Source organism: Paenibacillus massiliensis subsp. panacisoli DSM 21345 (assembly GCF_000426545.1).
Taxonomy (GTDB): Bacteria; Bacillota; Bacilli; order Paenibacillales; family Paenibacillaceae; genus Paenibacillus; species Paenibacillus panacisoli.
Genome location: NZ_AUFO01000035.1, coordinates 37,394 through 57,955 on the forward strand (window position 1 = coordinate 37,394; position 20,562 = coordinate 57,955).

Annotated in this window: 23 protein-coding genes, 1 rRNA gene and 1 other annotated feature; of the genes, 23 read left to right on the plus strand and 1 reads right to left on the minus strand. The window is 48.2% G+C overall.

Translation table 11 applies throughout. From position 1 onward, the window contains the following. Position 1 precedes the first annotated feature (1 nt). The 8 genes from K331_RS0121130 to minD all read left to right on the plus strand — a co-directional run bounded on the left by K331_RS0121130 (position 2) and on the right by minD (position 5,698). Positions 2–244, plus strand: a complete 243-nt coding sequence (locus K331_RS0121130; RefSeq protein ID WP_018885417.1) for a DUF4321 domain-containing protein — start codon at positions 2–4, stop codon at positions 242–244. 27 nt (positions 245–271) lie between these two features. Continuing rightward, complete coding sequence (locus K331_RS0121135; RefSeq protein ID WP_036635483.1) at positions 272–880, plus strand: Maf family protein; 609 nt, start codon at positions 272–274, stop codon at positions 878–880. 12 nt (positions 881–892) lie between these two features. Then, complete coding sequence (gene radC / locus K331_RS0121140; protein ID WP_208115242.1) at positions 893–1,585, plus strand: RadC family protein; 693 nt, start codon at positions 893–895, stop codon at positions 1,583–1,585. A gap of 135 nt (positions 1,586–1,720) precedes the next feature. Next, positions 1,721–2,755, plus strand: a complete 1,035-nt coding sequence (locus tag K331_RS0121145; protein ID WP_018885414.1) for a rod shape-determining protein — start codon at positions 1,721–1,723, stop codon at positions 2,753–2,755. A gap of 43 nt (positions 2,756–2,798) precedes the next feature. Beyond that, positions 2,799–3,632, plus strand: a complete 834-nt coding sequence (gene mreC / locus K331_RS0121150) for a rod shape-determining protein MreC (protein ID WP_404821516.1) — start codon at positions 2,799–2,801, stop codon at positions 3,630–3,632. Next, complete coding sequence (gene mreD, locus K331_RS0121155) at positions 3,629–4,159, plus strand: rod shape-determining protein MreD (protein ID WP_018885412.1); 531 nt, start codon at positions 3,629–3,631, stop codon at positions 4,157–4,159. Before mreC ends, mreD begins: the two co-directional genes overlap by 4 nt. A gap of 75 nt (positions 4,160–4,234) precedes the next feature. After that, the gene (gene minC, locus K331_RS0121160) at positions 4,235–4,897 is read left to right on the plus strand and encodes a septum site-determining protein MinC (protein WP_018885411.1); all 663 of its coding nucleotides are present in this window, start codon (positions 4,235–4,237) and stop codon (positions 4,895–4,897) included. A 3-nt stretch (positions 4,898–4,900) separates the two neighbouring features. After that, complete coding sequence (gene minD, locus K331_RS0121165) at positions 4,901–5,698, plus strand: septum site-determining protein MinD (RefSeq protein WP_018885410.1); 798 nt, start codon at positions 4,901–4,903, stop codon at positions 5,696–5,698. A 42-nt stretch (positions 5,699–5,740) separates the two neighbouring features. Here the strand turns inward: minD and K331_RS0121170 are convergent, their stop codons facing one another. Beyond that, the gene (locus K331_RS0121170) at positions 5,741–6,448 is read right to left on the minus strand and encodes a DUF421 domain-containing protein (protein ID WP_028591830.1); all 708 of its coding nucleotides are present in this window, start codon (positions 6,446–6,448) and stop codon (positions 5,741–5,743) included. 187 nt (positions 6,449–6,635) lie between these two features. On the opposite strand from K331_RS0121170, the gene K331_RS0121175 reads away from it, so the two are divergent. The 15 genes from K331_RS0121175 to K331_RS0121245 all read left to right on the plus strand — a co-directional run. Beyond that, positions 6,636–7,577, plus strand: coding sequence for a peptidoglycan DD-metalloendopeptidase family protein (locus K331_RS0121175; protein WP_028591831.1), 942 nt, complete (start codon positions 6,636–6,638; stop codon positions 7,575–7,577). Then, the gene (locus K331_RS0121180) at positions 7,570–8,451 is read left to right on the plus strand and encodes a M50 family metallopeptidase (protein WP_028591832.1); all 882 of its coding nucleotides are present in this window, start codon (positions 7,570–7,572) and stop codon (positions 8,449–8,451) included. The genes K331_RS0121175 and K331_RS0121180 overlap by 8 nt, the downstream gene beginning before the upstream one ends. Positions 8,452–8,539: 88 nt before the next feature. Beyond that, positions 8,540–9,724 carry an Rne/Rng family ribonuclease gene (locus tag K331_RS0121185; protein WP_028591833.1) on the plus strand — a complete coding sequence of 395 codons (1,185 nt, stop codon included), beginning with the start codon at positions 8,540–8,542 and terminating at the stop codon, positions 9,722–9,724. Between the two features lie 89 nt (positions 9,725–9,813). Beyond that, positions 9,814–9,900: a sequence feature (ribosomal protein L21 leader region), on the plus strand. Positions 9,901–9,912: 12 nt separating this feature from the next. Further along, a complete protein-coding gene (rplU, locus tag K331_RS0121190) occupies positions 9,913–10,224 on the plus strand; it encodes a 50S ribosomal protein L21 (RefSeq protein WP_018885405.1) in 312 nt (103 codons plus the stop codon). A 13-nt stretch (positions 10,225–10,237) separates the two neighbouring features. After that, on the plus strand, positions 10,238–10,564 hold the full coding sequence (locus K331_RS0121195; RefSeq protein WP_028591834.1) for a ribosomal-processing cysteine protease Prp: 327 nt from the start codon (positions 10,238–10,240) through the stop codon (positions 10,562–10,564). A gap of 18 nt (positions 10,565–10,582) precedes the next feature. Continuing rightward, a complete protein-coding gene (gene rpmA / locus K331_RS0121200) occupies positions 10,583–10,894 on the plus strand; it encodes a 50S ribosomal protein L27 (RefSeq protein WP_018885403.1) in 312 nt (103 codons plus the stop codon). A gap of 216 nt (positions 10,895–11,110) precedes the next feature. Next, positions 11,111–11,848 carry a Spo0B domain-containing protein gene (locus tag K331_RS0121205; protein ID WP_018885402.1) on the plus strand — a complete coding sequence of 246 codons (738 nt, stop codon included), beginning with the start codon at positions 11,111–11,113 and terminating at the stop codon, positions 11,846–11,848. Between the two features lie 15 nt (positions 11,849–11,863). Beyond that, a complete protein-coding gene (gene obgE, locus K331_RS0121210; protein WP_025678921.1) occupies positions 11,864–13,174 on the plus strand; it encodes a GTPase ObgE in 1,311 nt (436 codons plus the stop codon). A gap of 278 nt (positions 13,175–13,452) precedes the next feature. Then, a complete protein-coding gene (locus tag K331_RS0121215) occupies positions 13,453–13,905 on the plus strand; it encodes an ACT domain-containing protein (protein WP_018885400.1) in 453 nt (150 codons plus the stop codon). Between the two features lie 22 nt (positions 13,906–13,927). Then, positions 13,928–15,214 carry a homoserine dehydrogenase gene (locus tag K331_RS0121220; RefSeq protein WP_018885399.1) on the plus strand — a complete coding sequence of 429 codons (1,287 nt, stop codon included), beginning with the start codon at positions 13,928–13,930 and terminating at the stop codon, positions 15,212–15,214. Between the two features lie 138 nt (positions 15,215–15,352). After that, complete coding sequence (thrB, locus tag K331_RS0121225; RefSeq protein WP_028591835.1) at positions 15,353–16,324, plus strand: homoserine kinase; 972 nt, start codon at positions 15,353–15,355, stop codon at positions 16,322–16,324. Then, on the plus strand, positions 16,321–17,208 hold the full coding sequence (pheA, locus tag K331_RS0121230) for a prephenate dehydratase (RefSeq protein ID WP_028591836.1): 888 nt from the start codon (positions 16,321–16,323) through the stop codon (positions 17,206–17,208). The genes thrB and pheA overlap by 4 nt, the downstream gene beginning before the upstream one ends. Positions 17,209–17,227: 19 nt before the next feature. Then, entirely contained in the window at positions 17,228–18,112 is an 885-nt protein-coding gene (gene ilvE / locus K331_RS0121235; protein WP_018885396.1) for a branched-chain-amino-acid transaminase, read from the plus strand. A 287-nt stretch (positions 18,113–18,399) separates the two neighbouring features. Next, positions 18,400–20,064, plus strand: coding sequence for a LysM peptidoglycan-binding domain-containing protein (locus K331_RS31120; RefSeq protein WP_051289957.1), 1,665 nt, complete (start codon positions 18,400–18,402; stop codon positions 20,062–20,064). Between the two features lie 364 nt (positions 20,065–20,428). Continuing rightward, positions 20,429–20,562 (plus strand): 16S ribosomal RNA (locus tag K331_RS0121245); the annotation flags it as partial.

The window sequence follows — 20,562 nt, forward strand, 5'->3', positions numbered from 1 at the left end:
GATGAGGAAAAATGCAGGCATATTTACGCTGTTTATTATTCTCGGCTGGCTGCTGGGGGCTTGGATTGCCAAGGCGCTTCAGTCGGTTCAGGTTCTGTCCTTCTTGACGAAGGCTACGTCCATAACATGGAAGCCTGCGGCTGATCTGGATATCATCAGCTACAATATAACATTAACATTGCAGATGAGCCTGCTCAGTTTGATCGGCATTATTGTAGCGATCTGGCTGTACCGCAGGCTCTAGTTGTGGTCAAAGGAGTAAGCTACTGTGATGAATATGGATGTTCCGCATATCATTTTGGCATCGGGATCACCGCGTAGACGAGAGCTCATGACTGCATTGCAGTTGCCATTCGAGGTAATTGTCAGTCATGCAGACGAAGAGGTTGAGGAAGGTCTTAGTCCTACACAGATTGTTGAATCTCTGGCTCTTCGGAAGGCATCTTCTGTGCGTGATGCGATGGAGCCTGACGCAGCAGAGGCTGTTATCGTTGGGAGCGATACGATTGTGGTGCTCGATGGCGAGGTTCTTGGCAAGCCTGTAGATCATTCGGAGGCTGTTCGAATGCTTACAGCATTGCAAGGAAGAACACATGAAGTATTCACAGGTGTGGCTTGTCTACATACAGGAAACGGAATGACACGGATTAGTAGCCGTAGAACGCTCGTAACGATGAAGCCTTTGGACGAGCAGTCTATTCGAGCGTATGTTGCTACAGGAGAGCCCGCAGATAAGGCGGGTGCTTACGGAATTCAAGGACTTGGAGCCACCCTGGTGGAAGCGATCGAGGGGTGCTATTTTAACGTGGTTGGGCTACCAGTGTCTCTTCTGACAGACATGTTGTCTGAATTCGGGATACATGTGCTTCGCCCGCAATAAAAGGGGAATGCTATGATGGAGTCGCATAAGTTCATGCTTCGCGACCTCCCCCATGAAGAACGACCAAGAGAGCGCATGATGCAGTATGGGGCCGAGGCTTTAAGTCATGCTGAGTTGCTTGCCATCCTACTAAGGACAGGCACACAGCAGGAATCAGCTTTACATTTGGCACAGCGGATTTTGATGCAAGCAGGTAATCTGCGCCAACTGGTGGATCTCAGTCTTGAAGAACTGATGGAGATCAAGGGTATTGGGGCGGCCAAGGCACTTCAGCTCAAGGCAGGTATCGAACTCGGGCGTAGGTTAGCCCTGTCCCGGCATACGTTGTCTCCAGCAATCCGTAGTCCTCGCGATGTCTCCGATCTGCTCTCAGAGCAGCTCCGATATTTGCAGAAAGAGCATTTTGTTTGTCTCTTTCTGAACACGAAGAATGTAGTGATTGCTCAAGAGACCTTGTCGATTGGCAGTCTTAACGCTGCGGTGGTGCATCCTAGAGAAGTGTTCCGGGCAGCCATCAAATGCAGCAGTGCTTCCATCATTTGCGCCCATAATCATCCGAGCGGAGATCCTACACCCAGTAAGGAAGATGTTCAATTGACGCAACGCCTGATCGAGGCGGGCAGCATCGTCGGGATTGATGTACTGGATCATATCGTCATCGGGGATGGACAATACGTAAGTTTGAAGGAACGAGGTCTTATATAATATAATGTGTTGGTTGGTAATACCACAGGGCTCATGAATACCACACATTTCCCTCAACGTATGCATTCGGTCGGAATGACCGCATAATAACATATTACATCAATAATGGAACTGACTAGAAAAGGAGATTACAGCATGTTTGGTGGATTTACTAAGGATTTGGGAATTGATCTCGGGACAGCAAATACATTGGTCTATGTACGTGGACGCGGTATTGTCGTAAGAGAGCCTTCAGTAGTGGCTTTGCGGACAGACACGAAGAGCATAGAGGCAGTTGGTGAATCTGCCAAGAAAATGATTGGACGTACACCTGGCAATATTCGTGCGATTCGTCCTATGAAGGATGGAGTCATCGCCGATTTCGATACTACAGCCACGATGATCAAGTACTTTATTCGTCAGGCTCAGAAGCAACGCTCCATATTTCCGCGCCATCCGAACGTCATGGTATGCGTACCTTCCGGCATTACAGCTGTAGAGCAGCGGGCAGTGGAGGATGCGACAAGACAGGCAGGAGCTCGTGAAGCATACACCATTGAGGAGCCATTCGCAGCAGCGATTGGAGCTGACCTGCCAGTATGGGAGCCTACAGGTAGCATGGTCGTAGATATCGGTGGAGGAACAACTGAGGTTGCTGTGATCTCCCTTGGAGGTATCGTGACCAGCCGCTCTGTGCGAGTAGCCGGTGACGAAATGGATGAATCTATTATCCAATATATCAAGCGTCAATATAATCTGATGATTGGTGAGCGCACCTCCGAGCAGCTGAAGATGGAAGTGGGTTCGGCTATGCCACTGGAGACCGTGGAGACAATGGAGATTCGTGGACGTGACCTGGTGACAGGCCTGCCGAAGACCATTACAATTACATCAGATGAGATTAGTGAAGCGCTATCGGATACGGTAAATGCGATCGTGGATGCTGTGAAAGTGACTCTGGAGAAGTGTCCTCCCGAGCTGGCGGCTGATATCATGGATCGCGGTATTGTGCTTACAGGCGGTGGCGCATTGCTTCGGAATCTGGACAAACTGCTTGCTGGCGAGACTGGCATGCCAGTCATTGTCGCTGAGAATCCATTGGATTGCGTTGCCATCGGTACAGGAAAAGCACTCGAAAACATCCACCTGTTCAAATCGCGTAGCAGCTCTGCAGTCCGCTCCAAACGTTGAATCGGGGGTGTAACCACTGTTTAAGCTGCTTGGGAACAAAAGACTGTTTATTCTGCTGATCGGTATTGTTACATTTATAGCCCTGATGGGCTTCACATTGAATAACAGGGAATCTCTGTCCTGGCCTGAGAAGTTTGTCAGGGATACTACTGGTTTTGTACAAAGCATCTTTTACAAGCCCGCTGGAGCCGTAGCGGGCTTCTTCAAAGATATTGCGAATATGCGAGCTGTGTATCAGGAGAATGAGCAGCTGAAGATTGCAGTTGCTCGTTATACCCAAAATGAAGTTCGCATCAGTGGTCTTGAAGAAGAGAACAAGCGTCTGCAGGAAGAGCTCAATTTCACGGAAATGCAGAAAAATAAATACAACTACACGGACAAGATTGCCAATGTTGTCAATGTTGGCTCTGATCCTGTCGTGAAGACTTTGACGATTGATATCGGCTCTAATGAAGGCGTCAAGCCCGGCATGGCCGTTCGCTCTATTGATGGACTGGTCGGTGTCATTGATCATACGGCCAATTTCACTTCTACAGTCAAGCTGCTGACCTCACTGGATCCGACTACAAATGCCATCGCAGCTACAGTAGTGGGCAGAGAGGATCAAGCCTTCGGCATGCTTGAAAATTACAATCCCAATACAGGTAAGTTCGAGATGACAAGGATTGAAGAGGGCGATGTTGTAAAGCCCGGTGATCAGATCATGTCCTCCGGAACTGGTGGGGAATTTCCAAAGTACATGCTGATTGGGAAGGTAGAAGAGGTAAAGGTCGGAGAGTTCGGTCAGACACGTACAGCAATTATTGAACCAGCCGCGAAATTCTCAGACTGGAAGGAGCTCTTCGTTGTATTCACTCCAGAGGTGCCAGAATCATGAGGTTCCGCGGACATGTACTGATCATGCTTCTATTTGTGCTCTTTATCGTGGAGGGTACGATTATCCCTTGGCTGATTCCAGGTGGCTGGCAGTATCGTTTGTCTCCTAATTTGGTCTTTATCATTATTTTATTCGTATCGGTATATTATCATCGTCATACTGCACTTGTGCTAGGCATTATCTTCGGATTGCTACATGATATCATCTTTTATGGAGCCATGATTGGACCTTATTCCTTCGCTATGGGGTGCGCAGCTTACCTGATGGGTCTGATCTTTCAGGCCCCACGTGCTCCCATGCCGATCATGATGACTGTAGTGCTGCTGGGAAGTCTGCTCTTTGACTCCACACTGTTCGGCATCTATCAGCTATTTCAGCTCAATGTGCACTCATTTAACTGGGCGCTTACCCAATATATGATCCCCAATCTATGCGTGCATTTCCTGTTTGCATTGATCATCTATGTACCTATGCGTAAGCAATTCGAGCTCCTGGGTGGCCGTCCAAAAAAAGAAGAGAGCTTGTAGCTGCACGTTTTTGCGGGGCCAAGCAGGAGATTCGACGTTCCGGCGCGAAAGAGTTGGGATGGGAGGGACAGGCTAATGACGGTTAAACCAAATCGTGTTACGATTAAAGGCATCAAAGACGGCCTGGTATTCCTGCTGGATGATCAATGTGAATTTGATGAACTGCTGGGAGAATTGCGCTTCAAGCTTGAGCATAGCCACCAAAATATATTGACTGGACCGATAGTTCATGTAGATATTAAGATGGGGAACCGTGAAATCAGCGAAGAGCAGAAGGAATCCTTACTGGAGGTATTACGTACCAGGGGGAATCTGCTTATTCGCTCCGTTGAATCACCGAACCTGCAGTCCGAGGATGACAAAGGACAGCATATTCATACGATGACAGGTATGGTCCGTTCGGGCCAGGTGCTGCATTACAACGGAAATCTGTTGTTTCTGGGTGACGTGAATCCGGGAGGAGCGATTACTTGCACGGGTGATCTGTTCATTCTCGGTTCATTGCGAGGAATGGCTCATGCGGGAATGGAAGGCAATAGAGAGGCGATTATTGCCGCTTCTTACTTCGCCCCTACTCAAGTACGGATCTCGGACGTAATCAGTCGTCCCCCGGATGAATGGGAATCACGCGAGGCCGGCATGGAATTTGCATATCTGCAGGAGGATACCATGCAAATTGACAAAATTACGAATATTGGCAGACTTCGCCGTGAATTTAATGTGTTTAAAGGAGTGTAGCGCATGGGAGAGGCCATAGTTGTCACCTCGGGAAAAGGCGGCGTCGGTAAAACGACGACCTCAGCAAATATCGGAACAGCTCTCGCACTGCTCGGCAAGAAGGTGTGCCTGGTCGATACGGATATCGGCCTCCGCAACCTGGATGTGGTTATGGGACTGGAGAATCGCATCATTTACGATCTTATTGATGTAGCAGAAGGACGCTGCCGCTTGAACCAAGCCTTGGTGAAGGACAAGCGCTTTGAGGAATTATATATGCTTCCTGCTGCACAGACGAAAGATAAGAATGCTATTACGCCTGAACAGGTCAAGGATATTATTCTGGAGCTCAAGAAGGATTTTGAATACATCATTATTGACTGTCCTGCAGGAATCGAGCAAGGATTCAAGAATGCCATTGCCGGAGCAGATCAGGCTATTGTTGTGACTACACCGGAGAATGCAGCAGTACGTGATGCAGACCGGGTTATCGGACTGCTCGAAAATTCGGAGATTGGCTCACCGAAGCTGATCGTCAACCGGATTCGCAGCAGCATGGTGAAATCCGGGGATATGCTGGATATCGACGGCATTTTGCAGGTACTGAACATTGATTTGATCGGAATTGTGCCTGATGATGAGCTTGTCATCAAAGCAGCTAACATCGGCGAACCTACCGTCATGAATCCGGATTCTCAGGCTGCGATTGCATATCGTAACATTGCTCGGCGTATTCTGGGAGATACTGTTCCATTGATGCAGTTGGATCAGAAGACAAGTGTGCTGACTCGCTTTAAGAAATTCTTCGGGGTCAAGAGCTGATTATCTGAAGGTGTAGCTTCCTTGTAGCTGTGAGCTCAACCTTTATTCCTTATCGATTGGCTTACGGATATCGTCTTGATAGTAGTCAAAAAAGAGCTGCTGATGTGTTCCTCTCACCGCGTAGAGCACATCAGCTATTCGTTTTCCTCTGCTCCTCACTTCAGTTTCCAGCCATTCTTTGCTTAATCCCTGATTTTGAAGGTTTTGTTCCAGGATTACCCCATCCATAACCAGTTCAATAGGGAACTTCTGGGTACTTGGTGCAAGCTTCATATCCTTCCTAGTTACGAATTGGTACTCCTCCTTCAATAATACCGAAACTGTCCCATTATCCTCAAGAACCGCATAGTTGACCTCATTCAGATTGAAAATTCCCTTGCTTCGTAATACCTGATTCAGCGTATCAAGCGTATACCTTATCTGCTTCATGTTATCCTCAAGAATCTTCCCATTCTCGATCAACACAGTTGGCGAGCCAGAAATCCATTTTCGCAATTTACTGCTCTTGATCGCAATGACGGATAGTAAAAATGAAATGCTGGCCATGACACCGAGTGCCAGAATGAAATAGGAATATTTCAACGGTACATTAAACGCCAAATTAGCTGCAACGGACCCCAGTGTAATGTTGGTTACAAAATCATGTAACGTCATGTTAGATATGGTCTGTTTACCAAGTAAACGGGCAATCAGCAATACGCTGAAAATGGCTAATATAGTTCGAACTATAATGTCTGCGTAAGTCTGCATTTGAATAATCCCTCCTCCTATGTTCATTATTTCCACACGAGATCAAAACACCACTTGTTAACGATAATTTTTCACCAACTGGTCATAAGGCACATAAGTCTTCTGCTCAATGCGTTTGGTTCTGCTCATAAGTTGGAGCCCGTCCTCATATACATGAAGCAAAAGATCCTCGCTGGAGGGACAGAACATGGACAGAGATACAGGAATTAAACGTCGTCGCGAAATGCGCATTCAGGAGCTACTCACACAGGAGATACATCCTCAGGATGTTTACCGGCAGAGCATGCGCCTACAAGAAGAGGACTCGCATCTACGGACCATCGATCCGTATATTCGAGGAAGGCAGTCACAAAAGCGCAATTCGCTCAACCCGAAGTCGTCGTCGCCACTTATGAAGGATTCAACAATGCGTGCCGGACAAGCGCAGGAGATGGAGCCAGATCCAGAATTCGAATGGAAAAAAAATAGGCATCGCTGGAATGATAGTTTCACAGCTCCACGAAAGCCTTCATTCGTGGCATCGTTAATCCGAAGGCTATGGGTAAGTGCTGCTTTGTTTGGATTGGTGTGGGGAGTATTCCACTGGGAAATGCCATATAGCTCGGAGATTCGCTTGTTTGTAGCGGATGCAATGCATCGTGATATGGATGTACAGTCTGTTGCTGGTTGGTATGAGGAGCATTTTGGTGGCTCACCGGCCTTCTTACCTATATTCAAGGGTCTGGAGCAGAAGGTGCAGCAGGTGCATGGACAGCATCACTTGGCACCTCCTGTACGAGGCAGCATTGTCCAGCCCTTTGCCGTGAGCTTAAAAGGTATAGAGATTGTGCCGGAATCCTTTTCAACCGACCCAGTCCTGGTTAAGAGTATGGATGCGGGACGAGTCATGGATGTCGTACCAGGCACGGAAGGAGACAGCACAGTAGTCATTCGTCATACAGATGGACTGACTGCTATATATGGGCGCTTGTCGGGCACCTCGCTGAGGACTAATGATTGGGTACAGGAAGGGGACGTTGTGGGGCAATTTACAATCATGCAGGAAGCACAAGAAACCAATACCTTGTACTTAGCTGTGAAGCAGGGAGAGCAGTATGTAGACCCGGCAGAAGTGGTAGCGTTTGATTAAGGTCAGAGGAGTAAGGCTGTCCTTACATCCGCTCTTCGTTCTGATCATGATGGCCTCGGTGCTCACAGGACATTTTATCGAGCTAGTGACCTTGTTTGCCATAGTGTTCGTTCATGAGTTGGGGCATGCTGCTGCTGCATCGATGCTCGGAGCGAGAGTAGTGTCCATTCAGATGCTTCCCTTCGGCGGTGTGGCCGAGATTGAGGACCAGGGCTGTCTTCCGGCATGGAAGGAGATTGTGATTGCACTCGCCGGGCCTCTGCAAAATCTGTTTATGATTGCGGTGCTGCTCTTGATTCGTAATCTGGGGACAGAGCAACACGAATTTATCGACTATGTCATCCGTGGCAACCTGATGATTATGTTATTTAATCTGCTGCCTGTGCTTCCACTAGATGGTGGAAAGATTGTCCAGGCGTTGCTGAGTATACTGCTGTCCTATCATGCTGTTCTCCAGCATACGTTACGCGTTAGTATGGTCTGCAGTATCATGATGTGTGTAGCGGCGATTATCCCTGCCCTCTCAGGCAAGGGACCACCGTATTTGAATATGCTCGCTATGGGCTTGTTTCTCTTTTACTCCAATTTTACTGACTACAGGAACCTTCCCTATCGTTTTGTCCGCTTCCTGCTTGGTCGAGATAATCAATACCGTAAAAAGCTAGAGAAGGGAATCATTGCCACGCCAATCATCTCTCATCCAGTGCAACATTTGGAGGGGATTCTGCGTCTATTTAAGAGGGAGAAATACCATATGATTTATGTCATGAATGAAGAGGGCGGCATTATAGCCATGCTCCCGGAGCAGCGGTTAATACGATCTTTTTTCACTAATTATCATGCATCTGGTCCACCTGACCGAAATATATCATAGTGGGGTAATATGGAAAAAATAGAGATATAAACTCATCATAAAAGTTGTTATGATAGATAGAGGAACTTAGCCGGGATAGGAGAATTCCATGAAACAGATGATCGTACACTATAAGCAGCAGACCACGCAGATGGCTCTACTGGATCAGGGAAGACTGGTAGAATATGCTGCGGAGCGTTCACGGGAGCGGGATACGCTGGGCTCCTTCTACAAAGCGCGTGTAGTCAATGTGGTTCCTGGCATGCAGGCGGCATTCGTTGACATCGGCCAGCGTAAGAATGCTTTTTTGTACGTGGATGATGTATTGCACGCTCATACGGACAAGCAGCCGAAGGTGAAGCCCGATATTGCTAGTCTGCTTCATGTGGGGCAAGAGCTGATTGTGCAGGTATTCAAGGAGCAGTTCGGTAATAAAGGAGCAAGAGTTACAACCCATTATTCGTTGCCTGGGCGCTGGATCGTGTATATGCCCTGTGCTGATTATGTAGCCGTCTCCAAGAAGATTGAGCGTGAAGGGGAGCGTGCCCGCCTGAAATCCTTGGGGGAGCAAGTGCGAACTGGCGAGGAAGGACTAATCATTCGGACTGTCTCCGAGGACGAGGGCCAGGAGGCGATTGAAAGTGATCTGCGCTTGCTTCGCAGGCAATGGGAAGCCATACAATCCAAGGCAGAACGGACAAATGCACCGGCAGAGCTACATAAGGATCTAAGTATTGTACAGCGGTTCATACGCGATGCATTCACACCCGAGCAGGATGAGCTCATCATTGATACGGAGTCACAGGTGGAGGAGGCCATTGCCTTTCTTGAGGGGCTTGGAGTCAGCCGACCCTCCGTCAGACTGTACAAAGGGGCAGAGCCTATTTTTAACGCCCATGGTGTCCAAGAGCAGCTTGAGCGGGATTTTGCCCGTAAAGTCTGGTTGAAGGGCGGAGGCTACATCATTATTGATCATACCGAAGCTCTGACCGTTATTGATGTAAATACAGGCAAATATACAGGCGGTAGTAATCTGGAGGAGACGGTGACCCAGACGAATATGGAAGCCGCATCAGAGATTGCTCGTCTGATGAGAGTACGTGACATTGGCGGGATCATTATTGTCGATTTCATTGATATGGAAAGGGACGAGCATCGAAAGGAAGTGGCGAGTGTGCTTGAGCAGGAGCTGAAGCAGGATCGGACCAAGTCCTACATTGTAGGCTGGACGAAGCTGGGGCTACTCGAGATCACTCGCAAGAAGGTTCGTGAGGAGAAGACGCTTGTGCCTTAATGAGCTGATGGTCGCATGATTGAAATAATATCTTGAAATCACATACCACATATGCTAGAATCATCTGGTATGTGTATGATCTATTGCTGCACATGCTGTAACCGCACCAGTGAGGTCGAAGTGTGACATTCCTAGTGGATGTGACCACCTGCATCAGGGCGAGTCTGAGAAATAAGGAGGTGCAAGCAATGTACGCAATTATCGAAACTGGTGGCAAGCAATACAAAGTTCAAGAGGGCGATGTATTGTACATTGAGAAGCTGAACGCAAATGATGGTGATACTGTAACTTTTGACCGTGTCCTGGCTGTGTCCAATGACAAAGGTCTTAACGCAGGTACTCCACTCGTATCCGGAGCTTCCGTAACAGCTAAGGTTGAGAAGCATGGCAAAGGCCAAAAGGTTGTTGTATACAAATACAAACCGAAAAAGAACTACCATGTGAAGCAAGGTCATCGTCAACCTTACACTAAAGTAACGATTGAAAAAATCCAAGCATAAGAGGGTTCGATAAGTGATTATCGTACACATTAAGCATATGGAGAACGGAAGCATCGCTGGTTTTTCGGTGAAAGGTCATGCGAACTATGCTAAATCTGGTGAAGACATTGTGTGTGCTGGAGTATCAGCCGTCACTGTAGGAACAGTTAACTCGATTGAAGCTTTGACAGGTGTCGTGCTCAACTCGAGAATGAAGGACGGATTTTTAAGTGCCGATCTTCCTGAACTGCCTCATGATCATGTCTTTGACGAGATTCAGCTGCTGATGAAATCTATGGCTGTTATGTTGGAGACTATTGCAACGTCATACGGTAAGTATATTGAAATACACAATTCCTAAATGAAGGAGGTTGACACGATGTTGAGATTGGACCTTCAGTTGTTCGCATCCAAGAAGGGTGTGGGCTCCACAAAGAACGGACGTGATAGCCGTTCCAAACGTCTGGGTACAAAGCGTGCTGACGGACAAACCGTTACTGGCGGAAGCATTCTAGTTCGTCAACGCGGAACGAAAATTCATCCGGGTACGAACGTGGGAATCGGTAAAGACGACACTTTGTTTGCGAAAGTAGACGGCGTTGTTAAGTTCGAGCGTTGGGGACGTGACCGCAAAAAAGTTAGCGTCTATCCGGTTGATGTCGCTCCGGTAGCGGCTGCAGTAGAAGCTTAATAGCGGTTGAACCGTGACCAGGCCTCCGGCATTACGCCGGGGGCTTTTTTTGAATCATGGATCATTCGAATTATGAATCATTTGGCTCATGGGTCCAGGCATTAGAGGTATAGCAGTAATATTCTTTTTTATTGGTAATGTACTGGAAAGTAACTCATGCTATACTGGATGTTGAATTCATGATCTGACCTTAAGCGTTGAGAACGGAGAGAAGCCATGTTATTGCGGAAATATTTACCGCTGCTGGCGGTATGTTCGATTCTGATTCCTTTCGTTATAGCACTTTTATTTCCGGGTACAATGAGTATAGTCCTGCTTGGGCTTTGGGGTGGCGTGGCAGGTGTTACTGCGATGCGGATTGCCCAACGTAAAAAAGATACCGAGCAAGCTTCAGCCATTCGGGAGTTGAAGCAGACGGCAATGGATACATTAACGCACCACAGGCATGATTGGATGAATGATCTGCAGGTGCTCTACGGATATATCCGTATGGGGAAGCATGAGAGGTCGGTCCAGTACGTGGAACGAATCAAGGAACGTGTCCTTGAGGAGAGCCGAGTTGCCAAGCTGGGTGTCCCATCACTTGTATTCTACTTGCAGTCGTTCCGGACATGCTCTGGTGACCTACAGCTAAGCATTCATGTGGAAGACCAACTGCAACTGGAGACTGCCATCTCTCCCGAAGACGGCGAGTCGCTTGCTTCAGCCGTCATTGAGTTTCTTGATGCCTGCAAGCACAGAGAGGGCCGGTCGTCCTGGGGAGAAGTGCGCAGCCTGAGCTTGTATTTTGAGATGGACCATGAAGATATTGTCGTGCGTATTGAAGGAGACGGGATACCTGAGCAATCGGACAAGCTGTTACAGCTGCGATCTGTTGTCAGTAATACCCGGGTAAGAGCAGAAGAGCATCCGTCAGGGCATATTATTCGAATGAGGATGCAGTGTCAAGCATAAGGAAGGTGAAATTGCATGTTTGTAGATAAAGCCAAAATTTATGTCAAAGGCGGAGACGGCGGGGATGGACTCGTAGCGTTCCGTCGTGAGAAGTATGTGCCTAATGGAGGTCCAGCGGGCGGTGATGGTGGAAAAGGTGGTCATGTGATCTTTCGTGTAGACGAGGGTCTTCGTACCTTGATGGACTTTCGTTATCAGCGTCACTTCAAAGCACCTAAAGGCGAGAAGGGGCGTAACAAGAGTCAGCATGGTGCCAACGCGGAGCATATGATCGTTCGTATACCACCAGGTACCATGATTCTGGATGATGATTCTGGTGAGATGCTTGCCGACATGACCCGCCATGGGCAAGAGGTTATCGTTGCCAGAGGTGGACGTGGTGGACGTGGGAATATGCGTTTTGCTACGCCAGCTAATCCTGCACCTGAATTGGCTGAGAATGGTGAAGATGGACAGGAGCGTTATATTACGCTGGAGCTGAAGGTCATGGCTGACGTCGGACTTGTCGGATTCCCTAGTGTCGGCAAATCCACACTGCTGTCCGTTGTATCGGCTGCTACTCCGAAGATTGGAGCCTATCATTTTACAACCATTACACCGAATCTTGGTGTTGTCGAAGCGGGAGATGGACGTAGCTTTGTTATGGCTGACCTTCCAGGGCTGATTGAAGGTGCCAGTGAGGGTGTAGGGCTTGGTCATGAGTTCCTCCGTCACATTGAGCGTACACGTATCATTATCCATGTCGTGGATATGGCAGGCTCAGAGGGCCGTGATCCTTATGATGACTGGTTGAAGATCAATGAGGAGCTTAGACAGTACAATGCGAATCTGGAGTCCCGTCCGCAGATCGTTGCAGCCAACAAGATGGATATGCCGGAAGCTGCTGAGCATCTGGAGGAGTTCCGCCGTCAGGTAGCTGAAGTACGTCCGGATCTCGAAATTCTTCCGATTTCCTCACTTACACGCCAAGGTATTCAGGAGCTACTATATCGCGCAGCCGAGCTGCTGGATCAGATTCCTGATGAGCCAGACGTTGAGGAAGTAGCAGAGCTTCAGGAGCGTAAGGTGTACAAGCTGGAGACGGAGGAAGATAACAGCTTCCGTATCGTGAGAGAGAACGACATCTTCGTTGTCGAGAGCGTGAAGATCGAACGTATGATGAAACGGATGCAGCTAACGTCGCATGAGGCAATTCTCAAGCTTGCCAGAACACTGCGCCACATGGGGGTAGATGACGAGCTGCGGAAGCGCGGTGCCAAGGATGGCACGATTGTGCGCATTAATGATTTTGAATTCGAATTCGTTGAGGGTAGCAGTTACTACTAAGTCAGCAGACATCCCTCAATTGTAGTGGATACTGATCAGAAGGTCATAGGGGCAAAGCCTCTATGCATGAATATTAGATTCACATATGAAGAACACGATCCTTGCTATAGAGCGAGGGTCGTGTTTTTGCATATACAAATGATTCATGGGAGTCTTACCTTACATCTGGTGTAATAGGGACACTTGGCTCATCGGGACATAAAGTTATTGCTCTAATTCATTTCTTTCGATATAATGTCCTCTATATGAAAACATAAGTCTTTGAGGAGAGGACGTTCGTGAAAGAACGCTACTATTTGGTTAATGAGGATATTTTGCCTGAAGCCATTGTGAAGACGATTCAAGTGAAACAGCTTCTAGCCTCCGGGGACGTCAAGACAGTTCATGAAGCCGTAGAGCAGGTGGGCCTGAGTAGAAGCGCTTTTTATAAATACAAAGATGGTATCCACCTGATCAATCAGCTCGAACGAGAGCGCATTGTGAATGTCTCTATTGATCTAGAGCATCAATCAGGATTATTATCCAGGGTATTGGCAATGGTAGCAGAGCATGGAGGGAATGTCTTGACGATTCAGCAGAGCATTCCACTGCAGGGCCGAGCCAACGTGGTCATTTCTGTGGAAATGTCGAGGTTGAATGAGGATCTTGGGGGTATGCTGGAGGATCTGCAAAGCGTTGCAGGAGTCAAGAGAGTCCGTATGATTGGACAGGGGTACATGGGTGTGATCTAAGTTGGAATAGTGAGGGGATATCATGAAACCGGTGAAGATAGGCTTATTGGGATTAGGGACTGTAGGTACTGGGGTTGTCCGAATTGTGGAAGGCAATCAAGAGGATCTCAGCAGCCAGGTTGGCTCACCGATCGTTATCGAGAAAATCGCAGTAAAGAACACAGAGAAGACTCGTTCCATTCCGATTGAACCATCCAAGCTCACCGAGGATCCTTGGGAGGTCATCCACGACCCGGAGATCGATGTCATTATTGAAGTTATGGGCGGTGTTGATAAGACCAAGACTTATCTGCTGGAGGCATTGGAGCGTGGCAAGCACATTGTGACAGCCAACAAGGATCTCATGGCTCTGCACGGCTCCGAAATTCTGGCCAAGGCACAGGAGAAGCAATGCGATGTGTTCTATGAGGCGAGTGTTGCCGGAGGTATCCCGATTATCAGAACGCTGATTGAGGGCTTCTCTTCGGATCGAATTACCAAGATCATGGGCATTGTGAACGGGACGACCAACTATATATTGACGAAAATGAGCAAGGAAGGTGCATCTTATGCAGAGGTGCTTAAGGAGGCTCAGGAGCTTGGCTATGCAGAATCGGACCCTACCTCCGATGTAGAAGGGCTGGATGCTGCACGTAAAATGGCGATACTCGGTACACTTGGCTTTAGATCCAATGTGGAGCTGAGCGACGTTCAAGTCCGTGGGATCTCCGGGGTATCGAGTGAGGATATCCTGTATGCCAAACGTCTCGGCTACGAAGTGAAGCTGCTCGGTATAGCTGAGCGTAAGGATGATCAGTTCAGCATTAGCGTCGAGCCTACGCTGGTAAGACAGAACCATCCACTGGCTTCTGTGAATGGGGTCTTTAATGCGGTCTTCGTTCATGGTGAGGCCGTAGGAGAGACGATGTTCTACGGTGCTGGAGCGGGAGAGATGCCCACGGCAACCTCTGTTGTAGCAGACCTGGTGGCTGTCATTAAGAATCTGAAGCTGGGTGTGAACGGACTGAAGGGGATCGTGCCGTATAAGACCAAGAGCATCACAAGTGACGAAGAGGTGTACTGCAAGAACTTCATTCTGCTCCATGTCGATGATAAGGCTGGCGTTCTGGCCCGAATTACGCAGGTGTTCGCAGAGTTTGGAGTTAGCCTTGCGTCTGTAGTGCAGCAGCCGAATGAGCATAATCCGAATGCCGAAATTATAATAGTGACCCATATGGCGAGCAAGGCCAACATGAAGAAGGTACTGAGCCACTTTGAGTCACTGAGTGTCATTCGCCGAATCAAAAGCGTATACCGTGTAGAAGGATAGGAGAGGGAGCTCTAGCAGCCCCTTGCTGAAACGTGGACGATAAAAGGAGCTGTAACCATTGGATTATCCCGAAATGCTTGCAAGTGATATGAATCAAGGAACAGTCTTAAGGTGTTGCTGGAAGGAGGCTTGTAGCCCATGCCGACCATAGGCAAAGTCTCCAGAGTCAAGATACCTGCCAGTACCGCCAATCTCGGTCCAGGCTTTGATACCTTGGGAATGGCCCTGTCGCTATACGCCTGGATTGAAATGAAGCCTTCTGAACATACAGTTTTCCACTTGTATGGTGAGCAGTTGGAGGGGGTGCCTGGTGACAAGAGTAATCTAATCTATCAGGTGGCACAGCAGGTGTTTGAAGCGGCAGGTGTGACCATCCCTGAGCTTGAGATCTCGATGTACTCGGATATTCCGCTCACCAGAGGGCTGGGGAGCAGTGCATCAGCGATTGTTGGTGCACTGGCTGCGGCGAATGCACTAATTGGCTCGCCTTTATCTGATGCCAAGCTGTTTGATATGGCGACCTCCATTGAGGATCATCCTGACAATGTCGGGGCTTCTTTGTATGGAGGAATTGTAACAGCGATCTGGGATGGACAGCATGCGGACTGTATTCGATTGGAGCCTGACGTAAATCTGGAGGCGCTCGTCGTGATCCCTCATTTTCAATTATCCACTTCCAAGGCCAGACAAGTTCTGCCTTCGGAATTCGGCATGAAGGACACGGTATACAATATCAGTCATTCATCGCTGTTGGTGGCGGCTTTGGCGACGGGTCAGTTGGATAAGGTCGCAGCAGCTATGAAGGATCGTGTTCACCAACCATACCGTGCTGCACTTGTGCCTGGCATGACAGAGGTACTGGAGGACGCTCATAAGCATGGTGCGCTGGGAGCTGCTCTTAGCGGAGCTGGGCCAACGTTGCTTGTGCTTGCTGATCGACGTTCAGACCGTAAGGCTGAGCTAGAGAATTATGTCACGAGCAAAATGCAAGAAGCGGGTATTGAGTCTACGGTTATGTGGTTGCGTCCAGAGCGGAATGGAGTTAAGGTATACAACGGGGAGGATGTTCTTCCCTTCTTGGATATGATAAAAGGGGAAACGGAATCATGAAACGAATTGCATTGCTTCAGGAAGGAACAGTATCCCACGAGGCAGTGAACAACCTGCTTGCGGGCGAGCCAGCACAGTTGGTTCATTATCAGCAGATCACGGATGTTTTCCGGGCAACGGCGCAGGGGACTACGGATTATAGTGTCATTCCCATCGAGAACACGATCGACGGTTCCGTAAGCCTGCATCTGGATTGGCTCGTGCATGAGGTGGATATTCCCATGCAGGTGGAGTGGGTATATCCTTCCAAGCAGAATCTGATCGGATCAAGTCAGGAGTTCACCCTTCCGTCGGGAGAACTGGATTTAAGCAAAATTGTAAAGATTATGTCTCATCCAGTGGCTATTCCCCAGTGTCAGAAATTCATACGAGAGCATGTTCCGCAAGCGCAGCTGGAAAGCGTCAGCAGTACAGCACAGGCAGTAGAGATTGTGAAGCAAAATCCGGGCCAAAGCTGGGCAGCCATCGGCACGACTCTTGCTGCGCACACTCATCAGCTGGACATATTGGCGAGTGGCATCACGGATCATCACAATAATTTTACAAGATTTGTCCTGATTGGCCAGCAGCCTCTTGTACTGCAACGGCAGCCGGAGGGGCATCGGACGAGCGTATTGGTCATGCTCCCATCAGACTATCCTGGAGCGCTGCATCAGGTGCTGGCTGCTTTCGCATGGCGTCGTTTGAACCTGCTGCGGATCGAATCCAGACCGACGAAGAAGCAGCTCGGCAGTTATTATTTTTACATTGAAGTGATGGAGTCGGTTGAATCAGTACTGCTCACGGCAGCCTTTGCAGAGATTGAAGCTCTGAAATGCCAGGTGCGAGTGCTGGGTTCTTACCCGTGCTTCCCATATTTAGACAATACTATAAAGATTGATTGAATTAGCGGAGGTGGCCATGATGGCAGAGCAGTGGATTTATCTGGATGGAGAATATGTTACGAAAGAAAATGCTAAGGTATCCGTATACGATCACGGATTTTTGTACGGAGACGGAATCTTTGAGGGTATTCGGATTTATGGAGGAAATATCTTTAAATGCAAGGAGCACTTGGACCGTCTGTATGACTCCGCCAAGTCCATTCAATTGAACATTCCATTGACTCAGGACGAAATGCGTGATGTGATGGCTGAGACCATCCGCCGAAACGACATGCGTAACGGCTATATTCGTCTCATCGTGTCCCGTGGCCCTGGTAACCTCGGTCTGGACCCGAATCGCTGTCCGAAGGCTAGCGTTATCATAATTGTAGAGCAGCTTGCGATCTATCCAGAGGAAGCCTACAAAACAGGCCTCAAGACGGTCTCCGTCTCCCAACGTCGTAATATTCCGGATGCGTTGAATCCGAAGATCAAATCCTTGAACTACCTCAACAACATTCTCGTAAAAATCCAGTCCAACTACGCCGGTGCTGGGGAAGCGATTATGTTGAACTCGCAGGGCTATGTAACCGAAGGCTCCAGCGACAATATTTTCATCATCAAAAACGGTACGGTATTTACTCCTCCATGCTATCTTGGTGCCCTTGAGGGGATTACTCGTAATGCCATTATTGAGCTGTGCGATAAGCTGGGGTACACGCTGAAGGAGCAACCATTTACCCTGCATGATGTCTATGTCGCGGATGAAGTGTTCTTTACGGGAACGGCAGCTGAGGTCATTGCTGCTTATGAAGTGGATGGACGTACCATTGGTGCTGGCGTTGCAGGCCCAATCACATTGAAGCTGCTGGAAGAGTTCCGTAAAATTGTAACTGTAGATGGCTACAAGGTATGGTCCGAGTAACTTTTTAATTCGAATAGTCTTTTTATTGGAGAAGTGGCTTTGCTCTCCTCCAAGTACAACCTAATTATTGCCCCAGGATATTTGTCCTACATGGGTATGTATTCTCTGTTAACCTCTTTGGCTACCTACGGCTGAAGAGGTTTTTTCTCGTCATTGCATTATTGCTTTTGGTGAGGAACGGTATTTTTTTCGTTTATAGGATGTCATATGCCCAGAAACTGCATAGGATGTATTAACGAACAAGGGCGAATGCCATGCCCAGGAATGCCGAGGAGGTTAGCGAACAGGTGAAGATACACATTGTTAAAAAGGGAGACAGCATGTACTCTCTCTCTAAAAAGTATAATGTCGAGCTAGATAAGCTGATCAGCATGAATCCACAGATTACAAATCCGGATGTCCTGAACGTTGGGGATAAAGTGAAAATCCCGACTGCACCAGTCGCCACCCAGCCAACAAAACCAATCGTCCATGAGCACAAGGTGCAGCAGGGAGATACGCTATGGAAGCTCAGCAAGGCGTGGGGAGTCAGCCTGAAGGACATGATTGATGCGAACCCGCAACTTAAAAATCCAAATGCGCTGCTGGTTGGTGAGGTTGTGTATATTCCGGGTACCGTCGCAGCCAATACACCTTCTAATTCCGCTAATCCCCAAATGCCTTCTGTGTCTGGGGAGATGAATGCCAAAAAGAAAAATACAGCCGTCAAGGAAGAGATGGAGAAACCTGAGGAAAAAGATACGAATGTAGCTAATGAGAGTAATGAAGGGCATGAAGAGAATGAGAAGCTAGAGGCTGAGTACAATGAGCCTTGGAAGGAAGAGAAGGCCATAGAACACGCAAAAGAGAATATGGCAAAAGTGGAAGCGAAAGAAACGAAGAAGAGCCAGCCGATGCCTGAGCTGCCGAAAATGCCAGACCTTCAACAGATGGCCTCCGAGCTTTTCAAGAAGCAGCCTGAACCCGTAGCCTATCAGCCTCAAAGTATGTCACCAGCGCAGAAGTCCAATATCAATCCTCAATTAAGTCCTTTATCCCAGCCTGACTACAATAATGCTAATATTCAGCCTATGTACCAGCCTGCGTCCAAGGGAAAGGGAAAACAACAAGTAGCTCCATGGGGGGAGCAGTCTGAGACGGTAGAGCATCCCTATATGTCTTACCAGCTTCCTGCCTATGAGGCCTACTCCCCGGCTTATCCTGAGGGTAATTCACCTATGGGAATGGGGAGCAGTCCTTACATGGGGTCTAATCCTACCCTTGGAGCTAACGTCTCCATGGCATCTAACCCGATGTTTCCAGGGATTGGTGCGGGTGATGAGAACAGTTATATAATGCCAGCAACGGATGAGAACATGCAGCCTATGGTAAATATGGGATACCAAGAAAATATGAACATGCCTTATGGCTACAGTCCGGAGTATACAAGTGCTCCACAGGCTGAAGCAAATACATGGGCGCCTAGTTCTCAAGCGACTGAATCGCCCTATTCATGTCCTCCAGGGTATATGTGGCCGATGCAGCCTTGGGGCTACCCTGCACAGTATCCATCCTATTATGGTGGCCATCCATTCTCACCAACGCCTTGGGGGCATGGAGAGCATATGCCATACTATAATCAGTCGCCAGGCTATTTGAATACAGAGAACACGTCTTATTCGCCACTAGGGGAGCATGTCACTAAAAAGGCAGAGGTTCAAAGCACTAATGCTAATATGCTACCTTATCCTCCCTATAATTGCGGATGTCGTGCTGAAGAAGGAGCAGACTATGATTCGACGAGGGTGACTCCACAAAAGAAGCAGAAGAAGAGTGCAACGAAGTCCACAGGTAAAGCTTCAATATCGAGTGCTCGATCTTCATCCAAGAAAAAGTCAACGGCGAGTAGCGTGACGAAGTCACGTCGAACCACGAAGGGAAGCTCTCGAAAAAATCCCTGGCTGCAAGGCTAGTGCAATTATAGTGAAATAACATGGAGCGGTGAAGGCTTGCACTCACCGCTTCTTCTCATGCTTTGGGATCATGAGCAGCCTTACAAGTGCTAGAAAAATTAATAATTAAAATAATGCTTGCAATTAATGATTCATCATGATATATTATTTAAGTCGCCGCTGAGATGCGGTGGTAACGCAAGAAAAGAAGCTATGAATGAAGTTGATCTTTGAAAACTGAACAACGAGTGAGCGGATTTTGTGAAGCAAAATCCAACGCGAAGGTTTTTGGTACATGTATTTGACTGTATGAAAACTGGAGCAAAACTAATGAGATATTAAATCTCGTCAGATTCAAAATGAGCTATCGCTCTTTTCAATAACTTTATTGGAGAGTTTGATCCTGGCTCAGGACGAACGCTGGCGGCGTGCCTAATACATGCAAGTCGAGCGGACTTGATGGAGAGCTTGCTCTCCTGAGAGTTAGCGGCGGACGGGTGAGTAACACGTAGGCAACCT

Coding starts and splice junctions, on each gene's coding strand:
- K331_RS0121130 (WP_018885417.1), top strand. CDS start 2: ATGAGGAAAAATGCAGGCATATTTACGCTGTTTATTATTCTCGGCTGG.
- K331_RS0121135 (WP_036635483.1), top strand. CDS start 272: ATGAATATGGATGTTCCGCATATCATTTTGGCATCGGGATCACCGCGT.
- radC (WP_208115242.1), top strand. CDS start 893: ATGATGGAGTCGCATAAGTTCATGCTTCGCGACCTCCCCCATGAAGAA.
- K331_RS0121145 (WP_018885414.1), top strand. CDS start 1,721: ATGTTTGGTGGATTTACTAAGGATTTGGGAATTGATCTCGGGACAGCA.
- mreD (WP_018885412.1), top strand. CDS start 3,629: ATGAGGTTCCGCGGACATGTACTGATCATGCTTCTATTTGTGCTCTTT.
- minC (WP_018885411.1), top strand. CDS start 4,235: ATGACGGTTAAACCAAATCGTGTTACGATTAAAGGCATCAAAGACGGC.
- minD (WP_018885410.1), top strand. CDS start 4,901: ATGGGAGAGGCCATAGTTGTCACCTCGGGAAAAGGCGGCGTCGGTAAA.
- K331_RS0121170 (WP_028591830.1), bottom strand. CDS start 6,448: ATGCAGACTTACGCAGACATTATAGTTCGAACTATATTAGCCATTTTC.
- K331_RS0121175 (WP_028591831.1), top strand. CDS start 6,636: ATGGACAGAGATACAGGAATTAAACGTCGTCGCGAAATGCGCATTCAG.
- K331_RS0121185 (WP_028591833.1), top strand. CDS start 8,540: ATGAAACAGATGATCGTACACTATAAGCAGCAGACCACGCAGATGGCT.
- rplU (WP_018885405.1), top strand. CDS start 9,913: ATGTACGCAATTATCGAAACTGGTGGCAAGCAATACAAAGTTCAAGAG.
- rpmA (WP_018885403.1), top strand. CDS start 10,583: ATGTTGAGATTGGACCTTCAGTTGTTCGCATCCAAGAAGGGTGTGGGC.
- K331_RS0121205 (WP_018885402.1), top strand. CDS start 11,111: ATGTTATTGCGGAAATATTTACCGCTGCTGGCGGTATGTTCGATTCTG.
- obgE (WP_025678921.1), top strand. CDS start 11,864: ATGTTTGTAGATAAAGCCAAAATTTATGTCAAAGGCGGAGACGGCGGG.
- K331_RS0121220 (WP_018885399.1), top strand. CDS start 13,928: ATGAAACCGGTGAAGATAGGCTTATTGGGATTAGGGACTGTAGGTACT.
- thrB (WP_028591835.1), top strand. CDS start 15,353: ATGCCGACCATAGGCAAAGTCTCCAGAGTCAAGATACCTGCCAGTACC.
- pheA (WP_028591836.1), top strand. CDS start 16,321: ATGAAACGAATTGCATTGCTTCAGGAAGGAACAGTATCCCACGAGGCA.
- ilvE (WP_018885396.1), top strand. CDS start 17,228: ATGGCAGAGCAGTGGATTTATCTGGATGGAGAATATGTTACGAAAGAA.